14 protein-coding genes and 1 tRNA gene are annotated in these 15464 nt (G+C 72.7%); all 15 read right to left on the reverse strand.

Translation table 11 applies throughout. The annotated features are described in order from the left end of the window. Positions 1-43 precede the first annotated feature (43 nt). Complete coding sequence (locus AC0VXQ_RS05415) at positions 44-439, reverse strand: FKBP-type peptidyl-prolyl cis-trans isomerase (RefSeq protein WP_260008456.1); 396 nt, start codon at positions 437-439, stop codon at positions 44-46. 33 nt (positions 440-472) lie between these two features. Next, positions 473-1459 carry an FKBP-type peptidyl-prolyl cis-trans isomerase gene (locus tag AC0VXQ_RS05420; protein WP_260008458.1) on the reverse strand — a complete coding sequence of 329 codons (987 nt, stop codon included), beginning with the start codon at positions 1457-1459 and terminating at the stop codon, positions 473-475. 103 nt (positions 1460-1562) lie between these two features. Continuing rightward, positions 1563-3005 (reverse strand): Pup--protein ligase, encoded by a 1443-nt coding sequence (gene pafA / locus AC0VXQ_RS05425; protein WP_058731721.1) that lies wholly within the window; start codon positions 3003-3005, stop codon positions 1563-1565. A 5-nt stretch (positions 3006-3010) separates the two neighbouring features. Beyond that, positions 3011-3211: a ubiquitin-like protein Pup gene (locus tag AC0VXQ_RS05430; protein WP_058731722.1), complete on the reverse strand. Its 201-nt coding sequence runs from the start codon at positions 3209-3211 to the stop codon at positions 3011-3013. 36 nt (positions 3212-3247) lie between these two features. Then, the gene (dop, locus tag AC0VXQ_RS05435) at positions 3248-4834 is read right to left on the reverse strand and encodes a depupylase/deamidase Dop (RefSeq protein ID WP_224799498.1); all 1587 of its coding nucleotides are present in this window, start codon (positions 4832-4834) and stop codon (positions 3248-3250) included. Continuing rightward, a complete protein-coding gene (arc, locus tag AC0VXQ_RS05440) occupies positions 4831-6525 on the reverse strand; it encodes a proteasome ATPase (RefSeq protein ID WP_058731723.1) in 1695 nt (564 codons plus the stop codon). Before arc ends, dop begins: the two co-directional genes overlap by 4 nt. A 58-nt stretch (positions 6526-6583) precedes the next feature. After that, complete coding sequence (locus tag AC0VXQ_RS05445; RefSeq protein WP_081046162.1) at positions 6584-7657, reverse strand: tRNA (adenine-N1)-methyltransferase; 1074 nt, start codon at positions 7655-7657, stop codon at positions 6584-6586. A gap of 70 nt (positions 7658-7727) precedes the next feature. Further along, positions 7728-8861, reverse strand: coding sequence for a site-2 protease family protein (locus AC0VXQ_RS05450; protein WP_100463656.1), 1134 nt, complete (start codon positions 8859-8861; stop codon positions 7728-7730). A 5-nt stretch (positions 8862-8866) separates the two neighbouring features. Next, positions 8867-10195: a cysteine--1-D-myo-inosityl 2-amino-2-deoxy-alpha-D-glucopyranoside ligase gene (gene mshC, locus AC0VXQ_RS05455; protein ID WP_058731725.1), complete on the reverse strand. Its 1329-nt coding sequence runs from the start codon at positions 10193-10195 to the stop codon at positions 8867-8869. Positions 10196-10272: 77 nt separating this feature from the next. Beyond that, positions 10273-11103 carry an undecaprenyl-diphosphate phosphatase gene (locus AC0VXQ_RS05460; protein ID WP_058731592.1) on the reverse strand — a complete coding sequence of 277 codons (831 nt, stop codon included), beginning with the start codon at positions 11101-11103 and terminating at the stop codon, positions 10273-10275. Between the two features lie 111 nt (positions 11104-11214). Then, positions 11215-11511 (reverse strand): hypothetical protein, encoded by a 297-nt coding sequence (locus AC0VXQ_RS05465; protein ID WP_058731591.1) that lies wholly within the window; start codon positions 11509-11511, stop codon positions 11215-11217. Positions 11512-11665: 154 nt separating this feature from the next. Further along, positions 11666-12631 carry an L-lactate dehydrogenase gene (locus tag AC0VXQ_RS05470; protein WP_058731590.1) on the reverse strand — a complete coding sequence of 322 codons (966 nt, stop codon included), beginning with the start codon at positions 12629-12631 and terminating at the stop codon, positions 11666-11668. A 223-nt stretch (positions 12632-12854) separates the two neighbouring features. Further along, positions 12855-12940 (reverse strand) — tRNA-Leu (locus AC0VXQ_RS05475). A gap of 134 nt (positions 12941-13074) precedes the next feature. Beyond that, positions 13075-14028, reverse strand: coding sequence for a MaoC family dehydratase (locus AC0VXQ_RS05480; protein WP_133143354.1), 954 nt, complete (start codon positions 14026-14028; stop codon positions 13075-13077). Positions 14029-14036: 8 nt separating this feature from the next. Next, positions 14037-15377: a 3-oxoacyl-ACP reductase gene (locus AC0VXQ_RS05485; RefSeq protein ID WP_475527936.1), complete on the reverse strand. Its 1341-nt coding sequence runs from the start codon at positions 15375-15377 to the stop codon at positions 14037-14039. Positions 15378-15464 lie beyond the last annotated feature (87 nt).

Raw genomic sequence — 15464 nt, forward strand, 5'->3', positions numbered from 1 at the left:
CTCTGGCGCGCGGCGGATCTGTGCCCCACGACGGCGGTGCCGCTCAGCGGGCGTCGACCAGATCGACGACGAAGATCAGCGCCTCGTTCGGTCCGATCACCCCGCCGGCCCCGCGCTCGCCGTAGGCCTGCTGCGCCGGGATCTCCAGGCGGCGGCGTCCGCCCACCCGCATCCCGAGCAGGCCCTGGTCCCACCCTTCGATGACCTGCCCGACGCCCACGGTGAATCGCAGCGGCTCCCCGCGGTTCCAGGAGGCGTCGAACTCCTCCCCGCCGGAGAAGGTGACGCCGACGTAGTGGCAGCTGACGGTGTCGCCGCGCTGCGCGGCCCGCCCGGCGCCTTCGATGAGGTCGGTGACCACCAGCTCGGTGGGCGCCGGGCCCTCGGGGAAGTCGATCTCGGGCTTGGTTCGATCCAGGGTGCGCTGGCCGAAGGACATGAGATGCTCCTTATCGTCGTCGGGGTGGGATGCTCACTTGCTCTCGGCCGAGGCCGAAGGAGCCACCGAGGCGGGGGCCGAGGAGGCCTGTCCGGAGGGGCTCGGGGAGGGTGTGGTCTGCTTCGGGGTGGGCTGGGTGCCGAGGATGTCCACCACGAAGACCAGGGCCCCGCCCGGGTTCTTCGTGCCCTTGACCTCCTCGTCGGTGCCGTAGGCCTGGTCCGCCGGGACCACCAGCTCCACCCGATCCCCGACGTGCTTGCCCTTCAGCCCGTCCTTCCATCCGGCGATGACCTGGTCCAGGGCGAAGCTGGTCGGGTCCTTCGTCCAGTTGGAGTCGAACTGCTTGCCGTCGGACCACTTCACCCCGGCGTACTTCACGAACACGGTGTCCGTGGCTTTGACCTCCGTGCCGGAGCCGTTGATGAGGTTCTGGGCGGTCAGCTCGGTGGGCTGCTCGGTGTCCTTCGGGATCGTGATCTTCGGGCCGTCGTCCTCGATCTTCACGCTGGGCAGCCCGGAGGGCAGGTCCTTGACCTCATCACCCTCGGCGTGGTCCAGGATCTTCTCGGACACGGTGTAGACCTCCAGCACGGAGGCGTCCTTCGAGCCGGTCTTCGCCTCATCCGGGGCCTGGGCGAAGGCGAAGGTCGTGCCGACCTTGGCGTTGACCAGCGCGTCGTAGAGCTCGGGCAGCTTGTCCTTCACGTCGTCGTTGAGCACGACGGTCATCGGCTGCTGGCTCTGGTAGGTGTCCTGCACCTCCTTGCCGTCCTCGCCGTTGTACAGCGCGGCGTTGACGATGACGGTGTCCCCCGGATCGACGTCGGCGCCGTCGCCTTCCTTGAGGACCTTGGTGGTCGCGTCGTCGACCTTGAACGGGGTCTGGAAGCTGACCTCGGGGGCCTTGTCCGCTCCCTTGTCCGTGTAGTCGATGGAGTCCATCGCGTGCTGGCCGCAGCCGGTCAGGGCCAGGGCCAGGATGGCCGCGGCGGCGGAGAGCTTGAGGGGTTTGCGCACTGGGATTCTTTCCTCGCTGACGGGATCGGTGGTCTTCGCGGTGCCTCACCGGTGGATGCGTGCCCGACTCTAGTACATGCGCCGGGGCGCACCCTGCGCCGGACTAGACCAGCGGGACGCCGGCCTGATCCTCGGGCGGGTCTGCCGGAGCCCGGCGACCCACCAGGGTGCGCACGGTCTCCTCGACGGCCGGGTCGCTGGCCGCGAAGGGATCCTGGCACACGTGGGAGAGGTCGGGACGCTGGTTGATCTTCAGGTGCACCCAGTCGACCGTGAAGTCCTGGCCGGCCTCGCGGGCGGCGCGGATGAATCCGCCGCGCACCCGGGCCCGGGTCCGCGGACCCTCGGCGATGGACTGGGCGATCTGCTCCTCCGTGACCCACCGCCGGGTCAGGCCCCGCCGCTGCAGGAGGTGGAACAGCCCCCGGGAGCGGTTGATGTCGTGGTAGGCCAGGTCCACCTGCGCCAGGCGCGGGTCGGCGGGATCCAGGCCGTGGCCCCGTGAGACCCGCTCCATCAGCCGGCGCTTGATGGCCCAGTCGATCTCCGTGTCGATCCCGGAGATGTCCTGGGTCTCGATCGCCTCCAGCGTGCGCTCCCACAGGTCCATCACGACGTCGGTCTCCGGGCGGTCCGAGCCCTGGGCATCGAGGAAGTCCGCGGCGGCCTCCAGGCAGATCCGCTGCAGCTGCAGCCCGCTGAGCCGGCGCCCGTCGGCCAGCTCCACCTCGGCGGCACCCGTGGGGTCGTGGGAGACCGCGCGCAGGGCCTGCCCGGGGTGGCGCAGCTGCAGATCCGGCAGGCCCACCCGGTGCTCGATCATCCGCAGCATCAGATCCGTCATGCCCGCCCGCGCCAGCAGGGTGGTCTCGGACATGTTGGAGTCCCCCACGATCACGTGCAGGCGCCGGTAGGCCGAGGGATCCGCGTGCGGCTCGTCCCGGGTGTTGATCAGGGGCCGGGAGCGGGTGGTCGCCGAGGAGGCCGCCTCCCAGACGTGGTCCGCGCGCTGGGAGAAGGAGTAGGACCCGCCCTCCCGGCCGGCCTGCACGGCGGCCGCGGAGCCCGGGGGATGCAGTCGGCCCGCGCCGACCACCAGCTGCCGGGTCACCAGGAACGGCACCAGGTGGCGCACCAGCCGTGGGAACTCCACGCGCCGGGAGATCAGGTAGTTCTCGTGCGAGCCGTAGGAGTTCCCGGCCGAGTCCACGTTGTTCTTGAACAGGTGCAGCCGGCCCGGACGGTCCCTCAGCGCCAGCGCGTCCTCGGCCTGCTCGGCGAGATCCTCGAAGATCCGCTCGCCGGCCTTGTCCTGACGGACCAGATCGGTCAGGCTCGCGCACTCGGCCGTCGCGTACTCCGGGTGGGAACCGACGTCGAGGTACAGCCGCGCGCCGTTGCCGAGGAACACGTTGGAGGACCGCCCCCACTCCACCACGGGCCGGAACAGCACGCGGGCGGCCTCCTCGGGAGCCAGCTGCCCCAGCCCGTCCGGGGCGAAGCGGAGGCCGAACTCGGTCTCGACGCCGAAGATCCTGCTGCGCATGGGGCCTACTGGCCGCCCTTCTGCACGAAGCCGCGCACGTAGTCCTCGGCGTTCTCCTCCAGGACGCTGTCGATCTCGTCGAGGATGTCATCGGATTCGCTCACCAGCTGCTGATCCACCGGGCGCGCGGCGCCCAGCAGCTCCTGGTCCGTCTCGGTACCGGTCTCGGTCTGCCGCTGCTGCGCGGCGTCGCGGAACTGCGCCATCTCGATCTGTCCTCTCCTCCGGGGTCGCGGGCCTGCTCAGCCCAGGGTCTGCATCCCGAGTCTACGCAGGGCCGCCACGGCGCTCGGTGAGGTCTCCAGCACGTGCTCGGTCTCGGCCCGGGTCCCGCGCAGCGGGTCATCAACGACCCAGCGGTGCACCCGATCGGTGTCCGGGTCGCGCAGCGCCAGCACCTCCCAGCCGGCCGAGTGCACCTGATCCGGCCAGAGGACGATCAGCCGACCCCGCAGCCACGCGCGGGTGTCCTCCGGGGGCGTGCGCACCGCCTCCTCGATCCGCTCCTGCGGCACCAGGGTGCGCATCCGACCCAGGGCGACCAGCTTGGCGTACAGGCTGCGCTCCGGGCGCAGATCCGCGTACTGCAGGTCCAGGGCCTGCACCTTCGGGTGCCCGACGTCGATGCCGCGCTGGGCGTAACCGCGGATCAGGGCGTACTTGGCGACCCAGTCCAGGCGATCCGCCTGGCTCAGCGGATCCCGCGCGAGCCCATCCAGCACCTCGAACCAGATCCGGAAGATCTCCTCGTCCCGCGGCTGCAGAGCGCCCAGGGCCTCCGCGCGCTCGCGGGAGGCCTCTGCGTAGATCCGCTGGATCTCCAGACCCGTCAGGCGCCGCCCGTCGGTCAGCTCCACGCGGGTGGTCAGCGAGGGGTCCCGGGAGATGAGCTGCATGGCATGCACGGGGGCGGCCAGCTCCAGGGCCGGGGCTGCGTCGTGCTCGATGAGGGTGAGCACGGCCGCGGTGGAGGCGAACTTCAGCAGCGTGGAGGTGTGGGAGAGGGTGGCGTCCCCGGGGATCACGTGCAGGCGCCGCCACCGGGCGGCATCGGCGTGGGGCTCGTCCCGGGTGTTGACCAGGGGACGCCGGATGGTGGTCTCCAGGCCGATGGTGCGCTCGAAGAAGTCCGCGCGCTGGCTGATCTGGAAGCCGGGGCGCACGCCCTGCGCCCCGAGTCCGGCCCGCCCGGCCCCGGCCAGGACGGGGCGGGTGGCCAGGAAGGGGATCATGACCGCGGCGATGCGGGAGAAGTCGATGCGGCGGGGCACGAGGTAGTTCTCGTGGTAGCCGTAGGACACAGCTTTGTTGTCCGTGTTGTTCTTGTGCAGCACCACCGGATCCGGCCAGGAGGCGCCGTAGCGGGCGGGCACCGCCTGGGCCGCCCGGCCGGCGATGAGGTCTCCGGCGGCGTCGCGCACCAGCGCCTCCCACGGGTGGGTGGTCTCCGGGGCGGAGTACTCCGGGTGGGCGTGATCCACGTAGAAGCGCGCGCCGTCCGGCAGCACGCGGTTCATCGCGGCCCGCTCCCAGAACCGCGGATCCGCGGCCTGCGGGGAATCGGCGATCAGCTCCCGGGCCACGTCCTGGCTGGTGAGCACCCGGCTGCGGTGGGTCAGCTGGCTCGGGTGGGCCTGCTCCTCCTCCATCCGCCCGCCGCGGGCATCGCGCAGCGGCGTCTCCCCGGCGTAGTCCCAGCCCGCGTCCCGGGCCGCATCCGGGTAGGAGTCGACGACCAGCGCGGACAGGATGGTCTCGTGGGCGCCGGGGCGCGTCGGGCAGCTGACCCCGAACTCGGTCTCGGAGCCCATGGGCCGGGTGAAGATCACGAGCGCCCCTCCCCCGACGCCGCCGCGGGCCGCTCCAGCCCCTGCAGGGCCACGGAGTGCCCGAGGCTCTTGAGCCAGTCCTCCACATCCGCCCGGGAGGCGGCGTCGCGCTGCTGGGCGAACTCCTCGGCCGCGCTGCGCACCAGGTGCCGGGTGGCCAGGCCCTTCTCCCCGGTCTCCAGGTACTCCTTGATCGCGTGCTTCTTGGCCCGATCCACGACGTTGCGCAGCAGCGCCCCGGAGACGAAATCCCCCCAGTGCGCCGGGATCCGGTGGCCGTCGGCGAGGATCGCGTCCAGGTACCGGTGCCGCTCGTCCCGGGCGAAGATCTCCTCGGCGGTGGTCTCGATCATCGCCGCGACGGCGGCCGCCCGGTCCCCGCCGTGGGCGCGCACCTCCTGCGCGTCCAGTGGCAGCTCGGTGGTCACGTAGAGTCCGAGGATCTGGGCCGAGCCCTCCCGGTCCGGGCGGTCCACCCGCACCTTCACGTCCAGGCGGCCGGGGCGCAGCACGGCCGGATCGATCATGTCCTCCCGGTTGGTGGCCCCGATGACGATGACGTTATCCAGCGCCTCGACGCCGTCGATCTCGGCGAGCAGCTGCGGGACGATGGTGGTCTCCACGTCCGAGGAGCGCCCGGCCCCTCGGGTGCGGAACAGGGACTCCATCTCGTCGAAGAAGATCACCACGGGGCTGCCGGCGTCGGCCTTGTCCCGGGCGCGGGAGAAGATCGCCCGGATCTGGCGCTCGGTCTCTCCCACGAACTTGTCCAGCAGCTCCGGGCCCTTGACGTTGAGGAAATACCCCCGCACATCGGCCCCGCCGGCGGCGGCCTCCATCCGCTGGGCCAGGGAGCGGGCCACGGCCTTGGCGATCAGGGTCTTGCCGTTGCCGGGCGGGCCGTAGAGCAGGATCCCCTTGGGGGCCTTCAGATGGTGCTCGCGGTACAGCTCGGGATGCAGGAACGGCAACTCGACGGCGTCGCGGATCTGCTCGATCTGCGCGGAGAGCCCCCCGATGTCCGCGAAGGTCGTCTCCGGGGTCTCCTCCAGGACCAGCTCCTCGGCCTCGGTCTTGGGCACGGTGCACAGGGCCAGGCCCGCCGCCGGATCCCAGGCCACCGCGTCGCCGATGCCCAGCGGGACCTCGGCCAGCAGCCCGGATCGACGGGCCACGGCCTGGGTGGACTGTCCGGTGCCCACCACGAGGCGGTCCTCGTCCAGGATCTCCCGGACTGTGGCGATCTCCCCGGAGAGCCGGTAGCCGAGGTTCGCGCAGGCCCCCGCGGACTCGGTGAGCAGCACGACCATCCCGGGGCGCAGCTGCTCCGGGTCCAGCAGGAGGCTGACCGGCACCCGCATCCGGCGCCCGCCCAGCAGCACGTCCAGGCTGGCCTGGGTCAGGATCGCCGGGGTCTCGGCCTCCTGGGTCAGCGCCCCCGCGCGCACCGGCGGGTTCACCCGCAGCACCAGCGCCTCGTTCATCGGGGCCTCGAGCTCCTGGGCCAGGGCCTGGCGCAGCCGGCGGATGTCGTCCTGGGCGGTGCGCAGGGTTCCGGTGAGCCGCTCGTTGCGGGCCATGGCCTCGCGCAGGGCGCGGTCCAGGCTCAGCCGCTGCTGGCGCAGTCCTGCGGCCTCGCGACGCAGCCGCTCGCGCTCTCGGTCGGCGGGGGGATTCTCGGCGGTGGACATGCCTCTCAGCATCTCACCACCGGGCGCACCGGGCCGAATCCGTTGCGCCGGGATGCGGCTAGTCCTCGTCCGCCTCTCCGGCGGCGTGGCGGGCCAGGGAGCGGGCATCGCGGGCGGCCCGACGCAGCTTCCGGTCCGAGACCGCCCGCTCCCCCAGGGCCTGCGGGGTCCAGGCCTCCAGGTCCTCCGCGGTGTAGTCGGTCTTGGAGGCCCGCCGCTTCGGAGCCAGGCGCTGCTCGCCGTCGGCCAGGCGCCGGGCGCTGATGAGGAAGCCGGTGTGCGCGACCATCCGGTGGTCCGGGCGCACCGCCAGCCCCTCCACATGCCAGCCCCGGACCATGGTCTCGAAGGACTCCGGCTCGGTGAAGCGGCCATCGGCGCGCATCGCCTCCGCGGTGCGCGAGAGCTGGGTGACGGTCGCGACGTAGCAGATCAGCACCCCGCCCGGGGCCAGGGCCGTGGCGACGGCGTCCAGGCACTCCCAGGGGGCCAGCATGTCCAACACGGCCCGATCCACGGTCCCGGGCTGCTCGTGCTCCCCGAGGGCCTCGGCGAGGTCCCCGAGAGTCAGCTCCCAGGCCGGGTGGGGCCCGCCGAACATCGTCTCAACGTTGCCTCGGGCGATCTCGGCGAACTCCTCGCGCCGCTCGAAGGAGCGCAGGTGCCCGGCCTCCCCGACCGCGCGCAGCAGCGAGATGCTCAGGGCCCCGGAGCCGACCCCGGCCTCGATGACCCGGGCCCCGGGGAAGATGTCCGCCATGGTGATGATCTGCCCGGCGTCCTTGGGGTAGACCACCGCGGCCCCGCGCGGCATGGACAGCACGAAGTCCTTCAGCAGCGGACGCAGCGCCTGGTACCGGAAGCCCGCGGAGTTCTCCACGACGATGCCCTCGGGCCGCCCGATCAGCTGCTCGTGGTGCAGCACGCCGCGGTGGGTGTGGAACTGCCCATCCTCGACCAGGGTGATGGTGCTCATCCTGCCCCGCTCGTCGGTGAGCTGCACCCGCTCCCCCGGGCGCAGCGGGCCGCGGCGGCGCGCCGCCCCCACCGGCTCGGCGGGGGCAGCCGGGCCCTTCCGCGCCTCGTCCGCAGCGTCGGCCGGGTGCGTGGGATTCTCGGGGCTGGGGGTCATGGGCGGGGCACCTGCTCCTGGTCGGGGTCAGCTCTCCCCGGAGCACGAGCTCCGGGCAGCTGCCAGTATCTCATGCGCCGCGGGAGCGGGAGCCGGCGGCCAGGGCCCCGGTCACGGCCCGGCGCACGTCCTCCTCGGCCAGGATCGCGGGAGCGGGCAGCCCCGTGACCGGCCACCACCCGCCGGGCAGCGCCTGGGCGGTGCGCACCAGCTCCTCCCCCGCCAGGTCGGCGGCGACGGCAGGGCCGAACGGCGCGCGGCGCAGCACCGCCTCGACCGGCGTCGAGACCGCACCCGCCTCGGCCACGCGACCCAGGGCCTGGGCGTCGACCACGCCCAGGGCCTCGGGACCCGCGGCGACCACCAGGACCGGGGCGGGCGCGCCGTCCGGCGGCACGCCCTCCTGCAGCCGCAGGGCCCGGGAGACGGGGTCCCGGGGATCCAGCACGCGCAGCGGACGGGCCAGGTCCCCCGCGCGCAGCGGGGCGAGCCGGTCGCGGGTGCGCTGGGCCAGCACGGCCCGGCGGGCCCCGTCGAGGAGGAAGACCGCGAGCAGGAACGTGATGACCAGCTCCGTCACCCCCGCCGCCCGTCCGGGCAGGAGCAGGCGCAGCACCAGGGCCGCGGCCACGAGCCCGCCGAGGACCGCCGCGGTGCGCACCCCGGCCCGGCGGGATCCGCTGATCCGCCAGATCAGGGCGGCGACGGCGTGCCCGCCGTCCAGCGGCAGACCGGGCAGGAGATTGAAGGCCCCGACCAGCAGGTTGGCGGTCGTGACCAGCTCCACGACCAGCCGCGGCAGGCCGCCGGGGTCCAGACTCCCCAGCAGGATCGCCCCCAGCAGGGCCAGCACGAGGTTCGCGGCGGGCCCGGCGAGGCTGACCAGGGCGGAGCGCCCGGGGGCCTCCCGCGCGGCGTCGAAGGCCGTGTGCCCGCCCATCAGGGTCAGCCGGATCTCCCGCACCTGCCAGCCGAAGGCCCGGGCGGCCCCGGCGTGGGCGAGCTCGTGGACCAGCACGGACAGGCCCAGCAGCACGGCGAAGGCCAGGGCCGCCAGATAGGCCCGGGCGCCGAGCCACGGCAGGCGCTGGTGCAGGTAGCCGCCGTAGCCGACGACGATCAGCCCGGTCAGCAGGAACCACGAGCCGGAGACCCGCACCACGGGAGTCCGCACCCCGCGTTCGGCTCCCCGCTGCGGTGCCACGGCGCTCAGAGGGCGACGCCGAGGCGGGCGGCGATCAGGTCCCGGACCAGACCGGCCTGGCCCGCGCCCTCGCCGCGCAGGGCCTGATCCGCCCAGGCGTCCACCGCGCGCAGCGCCCCGGGAGCGTCGAGGTCATCGCCGAGCCGCTCCCGCACCTGGCGCAGCAGCCGACGCGCCGGCGACTCGTCGGCTTCGGCCTCGCCCTCCCGAGGGCCGGTCAGTTCGGCCTCGCGGGCCGCCTGCAGAGCCTGGCGCCAGGTGCGCAGGCGCTCGCGGGAGCGCTCCAGCAGCTCGTCGGTCCAGAACCAGTCCTCCCGGTAGTGGTGGGCGAGGATGGCCAGGCGGATGGCCCGCGGGTCCTCCCCGCGCTGGCGCAGGGTGGAGACCAGCACCAGGTTGCCCCGGGACTTGGACATCTTCTCCCCGTCCAGCCCCACCATCCCGGTGTGGGCGTAGCGCAGGGCCATCTCCTGCCCGGTCACGGCGAAGGCGTGCCCGGCGCCCATCTCGTGGTGGGGGAAGCGCAGGTCGGAGCCGCCGCCCTGCACGGTGTAGGGCATGCCCAGGAAGCGGTCGGCGATCACGGTGCACTCGATGTGCCAGCCGGGGCGGCCCCGCCCCAGGGCGGCGCCGTCCCAGGACGGCTCGCCGTCGCGGTGGACCCGCCACAGCAGGGGGTCGAAGGGGTCGCGCTTGCCCGGGCGCTGCGGATCCCCGCCGCGCTCGGCGAACAGCGGGCGCATCTGCTCCTCGGTGTATCCGCTGACCCGCCCGAGGAACCACCGGGCGGGATCGTGCTCGGTGTCCGCGGCGGCGCGCACGTCGAAGTACACGTCCCCGTCCGGCTGGGGGACCCCGTGCTCGTCGGGGCCGCCGGGCACGCGGTAGGCGGTGCCCCGCTGCAGCATCGTCTCGACCCACGGCACGATCCACTCCACGGCTTCGGTCGCGCCGATGTAGTGGGCCGGCGGCAGCACGTTCAGGGCGCGCATGTCCGTGCGGAACAGCTCGGTCTGCTCGGCGGCCAGCTCCCGCCAGTCCACCCCGGTGGCTTCGGCCCGCTCCAGCAGCGGGTCGTCCACGTCGGTGACGTTCTGCACGTAGGTGACTTCCTGCCCGGCGTCGCGCAGGGCGCGGTGCAGGAGGTCGAAGGCCACGTAGGTCGCGGCGTGTCCCATGTGGGTCGCATCGTAGGGGGTGATGCCGCACACGTACAGGCCCGCGGTCGGGGCCTCCGGGAGGGCCTCGGTCCGGGCGAGGCGGGTGTCGTACAGGGTGGGGGCCGGCGCGTGACCGGGCAGCGGGGTCCAGGGGGTCGCGGTCCAGGACTTCATGGCGGGCGCCTTTCGTCGGGTGGGATCCGACGCCGCGGCGTCGGATCCCGGTGCGGATGCGGGGGATGCGGCGGGGATCAGGGCACGAGCACGCCGGTGCCCAGCAGCACGAAGACCAGCGCGCCGAGGCCGATCCGGTACCACACGAACAGCGTGTAGCTGTGGGAGCTGACGTACTTCAGGAACCAGCCGATCATGACGTAGCCGACGCCGAAGGCGACCACGGTGGCCAGCAGGGTCGGGCCCGCCGTGTAGTAGGCGTCGAAGCCGTCGCCGATGGACTTGGCGAATTTGTACAGGCCGGACAGGAACACCGCGGGGATCGCGAGGAGGAAGGAGTAGCGGGCCGCGGCCTGGCGGGTGTACCCCATGAGCAGGCCGGCGGTGATGGTCCCGCCGGAGCGGGAGACCCCCGGGATCAGGGCCAGGGCCTGCGCGAAGCCGTAGAGCACGCCATCGCGCAGGTTCAGGTCGCTCAGGCGCAGCTGCTCCCGGCCGACCCGGTCCGCCAGCCCCAGGAACACGCCGAAGACGACGAGCATGGTCGCCGTGATCCACAGGCTGCGGAACTCGGTGTCGATGTAGTCCTGCAGCAGCAGCCCGAGGATGCCGATGGGCAGGGAGCCCAGGATCACGTACCAGCCCATCCGAGCGTCGGGGTCGGAGCGGGGGACGGTGCCGCGCAGGGATCCGAACCACCGGGTGATGATCCGGACGATGTCGCGCCAGAAGAAGATCAGCACGGCCGTCTCGGTGCCCAGCTGGGTGATCGCGGTGAACGCGGCCCCGGGGTCCGAGTCATGGGGCAGCAGCTGCCCGACGATGCTGATGTGCCCCGAGGAGGAGATCGGGAGGAATTCCGTCAGGCCCTGCACCAGGCCGAGGATGAGTGCTTGTAACCATGCCACGGATGCTGACTCTACCGAAACGGCCCCGCCGCGCAGACACCGTCTGCGCGGCGGGGCCGCAGCATGGCCGCCATCCGCCGGGGCGGGTGGGGCGCAGATCACCCGAGGGGCTCAGTCGAGCTCGCCCTCCGGGTCCTCGTCATCGTCGTCCTCGAGGTCCTCCTCGTCGAAGTCCTCGTCGTCGTCTTCTTCGTCCTCATCATCGTCCTCGACGAAGACCTCCAGGGGCGTCACCTCGTCGTAGGTGACGTAGAGGGCGTCCTCGTAGACCTCGAAGGCGTCGGCGATGCCGAGATAGGCGGCATCCACGGCCGGGTCCTGGTCCCCGCGGCGGGAGGCGACCGCGTTCAGGTGCTCTTCCAGGGCTTCGGTCAGCTGGGTCAGCGCGGTGCGGGGATCTGTCGTCATGGTCTCCAAACTAGCCCCTTTCGGCGGTCAGGGGAACACGGGCACGCTGTGGGCGGACGCGGCGTCGCCGCCGTCCCCGGTGACCCGGAAGCGGACGGCGGCGACGCGGCGTCGGCGAGCAGCCGGATCGGCCTCTCGCTGGGGGTTTCGGCTGTCAGTACCCGAGGCTGGACAGGGACTCGCGCAGGGTCTGCGCGGAGGCCTGCAGCTTCTTGGTCTCGGCCTCGTCCATCGGCACCTCCAGCACGCGCCGGACGCCGCCGAAGCCGACGACGCAGGGCACGGACAGGGCCACCCCGTCGATGCCCTGGTAGCCCTCCAGCACGGTGGACACCGGCAGCACGGCGTCCTGACCCTGCAGCACGGCCTTGGCGATGCGGGCCCCGGACAGGCCGATCGCGTAGTTGGTCGCGCCCTTGCCCTCGATGACCTTGTAGGCCGCGCGCATGACGTCGTGGCCCAGGGTGTCCTTGACCTCGTCGGTGAACAGGGCGGAGCCGTCATCCCCGGTCCACTGGTCCACGGGGACCTGCCCGATCGTGGCGGAGGACCACAGCGGGAACTCCGAGTCCCCGTGCTCGCCGACGATCATGGCGTGCACCGAGTCGCTGGAGACCCCGGCGGCGTTGCCGATCAGCCAGCGCAGCCGGGAGGAGTCCAGCACGGTGCCGGAGGAGAAGACCTGGTGGGCGCCCAGCCCGGAGATCCGCTGGGCGACGACGGTGAGGACGTCGCAGGGGTTGGTCACGAGCATGTAGACGGCGTCCGGGGCCTGCTCCAGCAGCGTCGGCATCATGGACTCGAGGATCTTGACGTTGGTCCCGGCCAGCTCCAGGCGGGTCTGCCCGGGCTTCTGGGGGGCGCCGGCGGTGATGATGATCATGTCGCAGCCCTTAAGCAGCTCCGGGTCTCCCCCGCCGGTGATCCGGACGTTGGAGGCGAACAGCGAGCCGTGGGCGATGTCCAGGGCCTCGGCCTCGGCCTTCTGGGCGGCGATGTCGTAGAGGACGACCTCGCGGGCGACGTTCTGGATCACGGAGGCGTAGGCCATGGCGGAGCCGACGCCGCCCGCTCCGACGATGCCGAGCTTGGTGGACGGACGATCCTGGGTGACGGTCATGGTGTTCCCTTTCCTGCGACGTTCGGCCGCTTTCTTCGTCGACGGGCCGATACCACGCACCATGATGCCACCTGAGTGAGGGTTTCTGTGGGTTTCTGTGGGTTTATGACGTGGATGTTGCCGCGGCACCCCACACGAACCCGCACAGACGCGACCGCACCCCGCCGAGTACGGCGAAGGCCCCGGAACCTGGATCCGTTCCGGGGCCTTGTGATGACTCGCGTGCGCGAGGGGGGACTTGAACCCCCACCCTCTAATACGAGGACTAGCACCTCAAGCTAGCGCGTCTGCCTATTCCGCCACCCGCGCGAGTGCCGTCTGACGTCCCCTGGGGGCGCCGGACAACGAGTAGAAACTTACCTGCTGGCTCGACGCTGTGCAACTTCCGCATCGCCAGCCCCGCCCCCGCCCCGCGGAGCCGCGGGACGGGGGCGGGGGCCGCCTCAGGACGGACGGCCGAAGGAGACCTCGAAGTGCTGCCGGGCCCCGCGCCCGATGCCGCGCACGGCCGTCTGCCCGTCGGGCTCGGGATCGCATACCTTCCACAGGTCCACGGCGGCCGGCAGGAAGACCGGGGATCCGAAGGCCACCCGCCAGGTCCCGGCCGCGCCGGGATCGGAGACCAGCAGCCCCAGGGCCCGCGAGGCGCAGTACATCCCGTGGGCCAGGGAGGACTTCATCCCGAAGGCCTTGGCGCTCACCGCGCTGAGGTGGATCGGGTTGGCGTCGCCGCTCACCGCGGCGTAGCGGCGCCCGATGTCGCCCGGCAGGCGCCAGCGCCCGATCAGCCGGGCCCCCTCCCGCGGATCCGGCCGGTCGGTCTTCGCCGTCGGGGCGCCGTCGTCGCCTGCGGCCGTCTTGGACAGGTACAGGGATTCGTCCGAGAAGACCAGCCGTCCGGACTCGTCCCAGATCTCGGCGAGCACGGTGACGGTGATGCCGCGCCGGTGGCGCCCGAACTCCCGGATCCGGGAGCGGACCGTGAGCTGCTCGTCGGCGCCCACCGGGTGGTGCACCGTCGCGGTGTTCTCCAGGTGGATCAGGCCGAGCACCGGCAGCGGGAAGGCCTTGGCGGTGAGCACCCGCATGGAGACGGGGAAGGTCAGCGTGTGCAGGAATCCCGCGTGCACGTGCTCGGCCTGTGCGGCCCCCACGCAGCGGGCGAAGGCCGCCGCCCGCTCGGCGTCGGCCTGCACCCGCTGGCGCACGGGGGTGATCGCCTGGGGGTCGGGCAGGGCGTCCGGGCGGGTGCGGCCCCGCTCGGGCAGGCGCGAGCGCAGGGCGCCCGAGGCCTCGTGGCGCACCACCGAGCCCAGGGTCCCCAGGGGTCCGGCGGGCCCGGCCGAGCCGGTGGATCGGGAGGAGGAGAAGGACGTGGGCAGGGAGATCCTGGGCATCGCGCGGATCACGCCCCCACCATGGACTGCCCGCACACGCGCAGGGTCTGTCCGTTGACCCCCGCCGCGGCGTCGGAGGCGAGGAAGGCCACGGCCTGGGCCACGTCCTCCGGGCGCCCGCCCTGGGACAGGGAGTTCAGGCGGCGGGCGACCTCGCGGGTCACGGTCGGCATGGCCCGGGTCATCTCCGTCTCGATGAATCCGGGGGCCACCGCGTTGATGGTCCCTCCGGTCTCGGCGAGGTCCTCGGCTTCGGCCGCGACCATGCCGATGATCCCGGCTTTGGAGGCGGCGTAGTTGGTCTGGCCCTTGTTCCCCGCGATGCCGCTGGTGGAGGCCAGGCACACGATGCGCGGGTGCTGCCCGAGCGCCCCGGATTCCAGCAGCTGGCGGTTCATCCGCAGCTGGGAGGAGAGGTTCACGGCCAGCACGGAGCCCCACCGGGCGGCGTCCATGTTGGCCAGCATCTTGTCGCGGGTGATGCCGGCGTTGTGGATCACGACGTCGAGGGTGCCGAAGGCGCGCCGAGCGGTCTCGGCGATGCGCCGGCCGGCGTCCTCGGCGGTGATGTCCAGCTGCAGGGCCTGGCCGGAGACCTCGTTGGCCACCGTCGCCAGGGCCTCCCCGGCCGCGGGCACGTCTACGAGCAGCAGGCGGGCGCCGTCGGCGTGCAGGCGGCGCACGATAGCCGCGCCGATGCCCCGGGCGGCGCCGGTGACGACGGCGACCTTGCCTTCCAGCGGACGCTCGGGGTCCGGGGCGCCCGGGCCATCGGCGGCGGCGACCACCAGCGGCTGACCGGAGACGTAGGCGGAGCGGGCCGAGAGCAGGAAGCGCAGCGGGCCCTCCAGCGCCGGGGCGTCGAGGCCGAAGTCCCCGTCCAGCAGCAGCGCATTGCAGGTGGCGCCGCGGCGGGACTCGTGGGCGAGGGAGCGCATGAAGCCGACGACGCCGGCCTGGGCGGCGACCAGCTCAGGGTCGTCCTCGGTGCTGCCGGTGCGTCCCAGCACCACGATGCGCCCGGAGGAGCCCAGGCTGCGCAGCGCCGCACCGACGCCCAGGGCGATCTCCTGCAGCTGGCCGGGGTCGGTCACGGCAGTGAAGTCGGCGATGATCGCGCCGTAGGTGGTGCCGGGGCTGGGGTGCCGGTGCACCTCGAGGTCCCAGGCCAGCAGACGCCGGGCCAGCGGATCCGACGCGGGGCCGCCGACGACCAGAACGCGGGGGTCGGCCAGCAGCGGCGCGCCGGGCTCGTCGCGGCGCAGGGCGGTGGGTCGGGGCAGGCCGAGGGCTTCGGCCAGCTTCTTGCCGATCGGGGAGTTGACCAGCTGGGTGTAGGAGTCCTTCATGGTCTCTCGTCGCCTCCTGGGGCGTGGGTGGTGCGGCCCTGACGGGGGCCGCGGACGATGGGCGGGGCCGGGGATGATGGGAACCGA

This window comes from Rothia sp. QJM3NY_36, assembly GCF_056173115.1.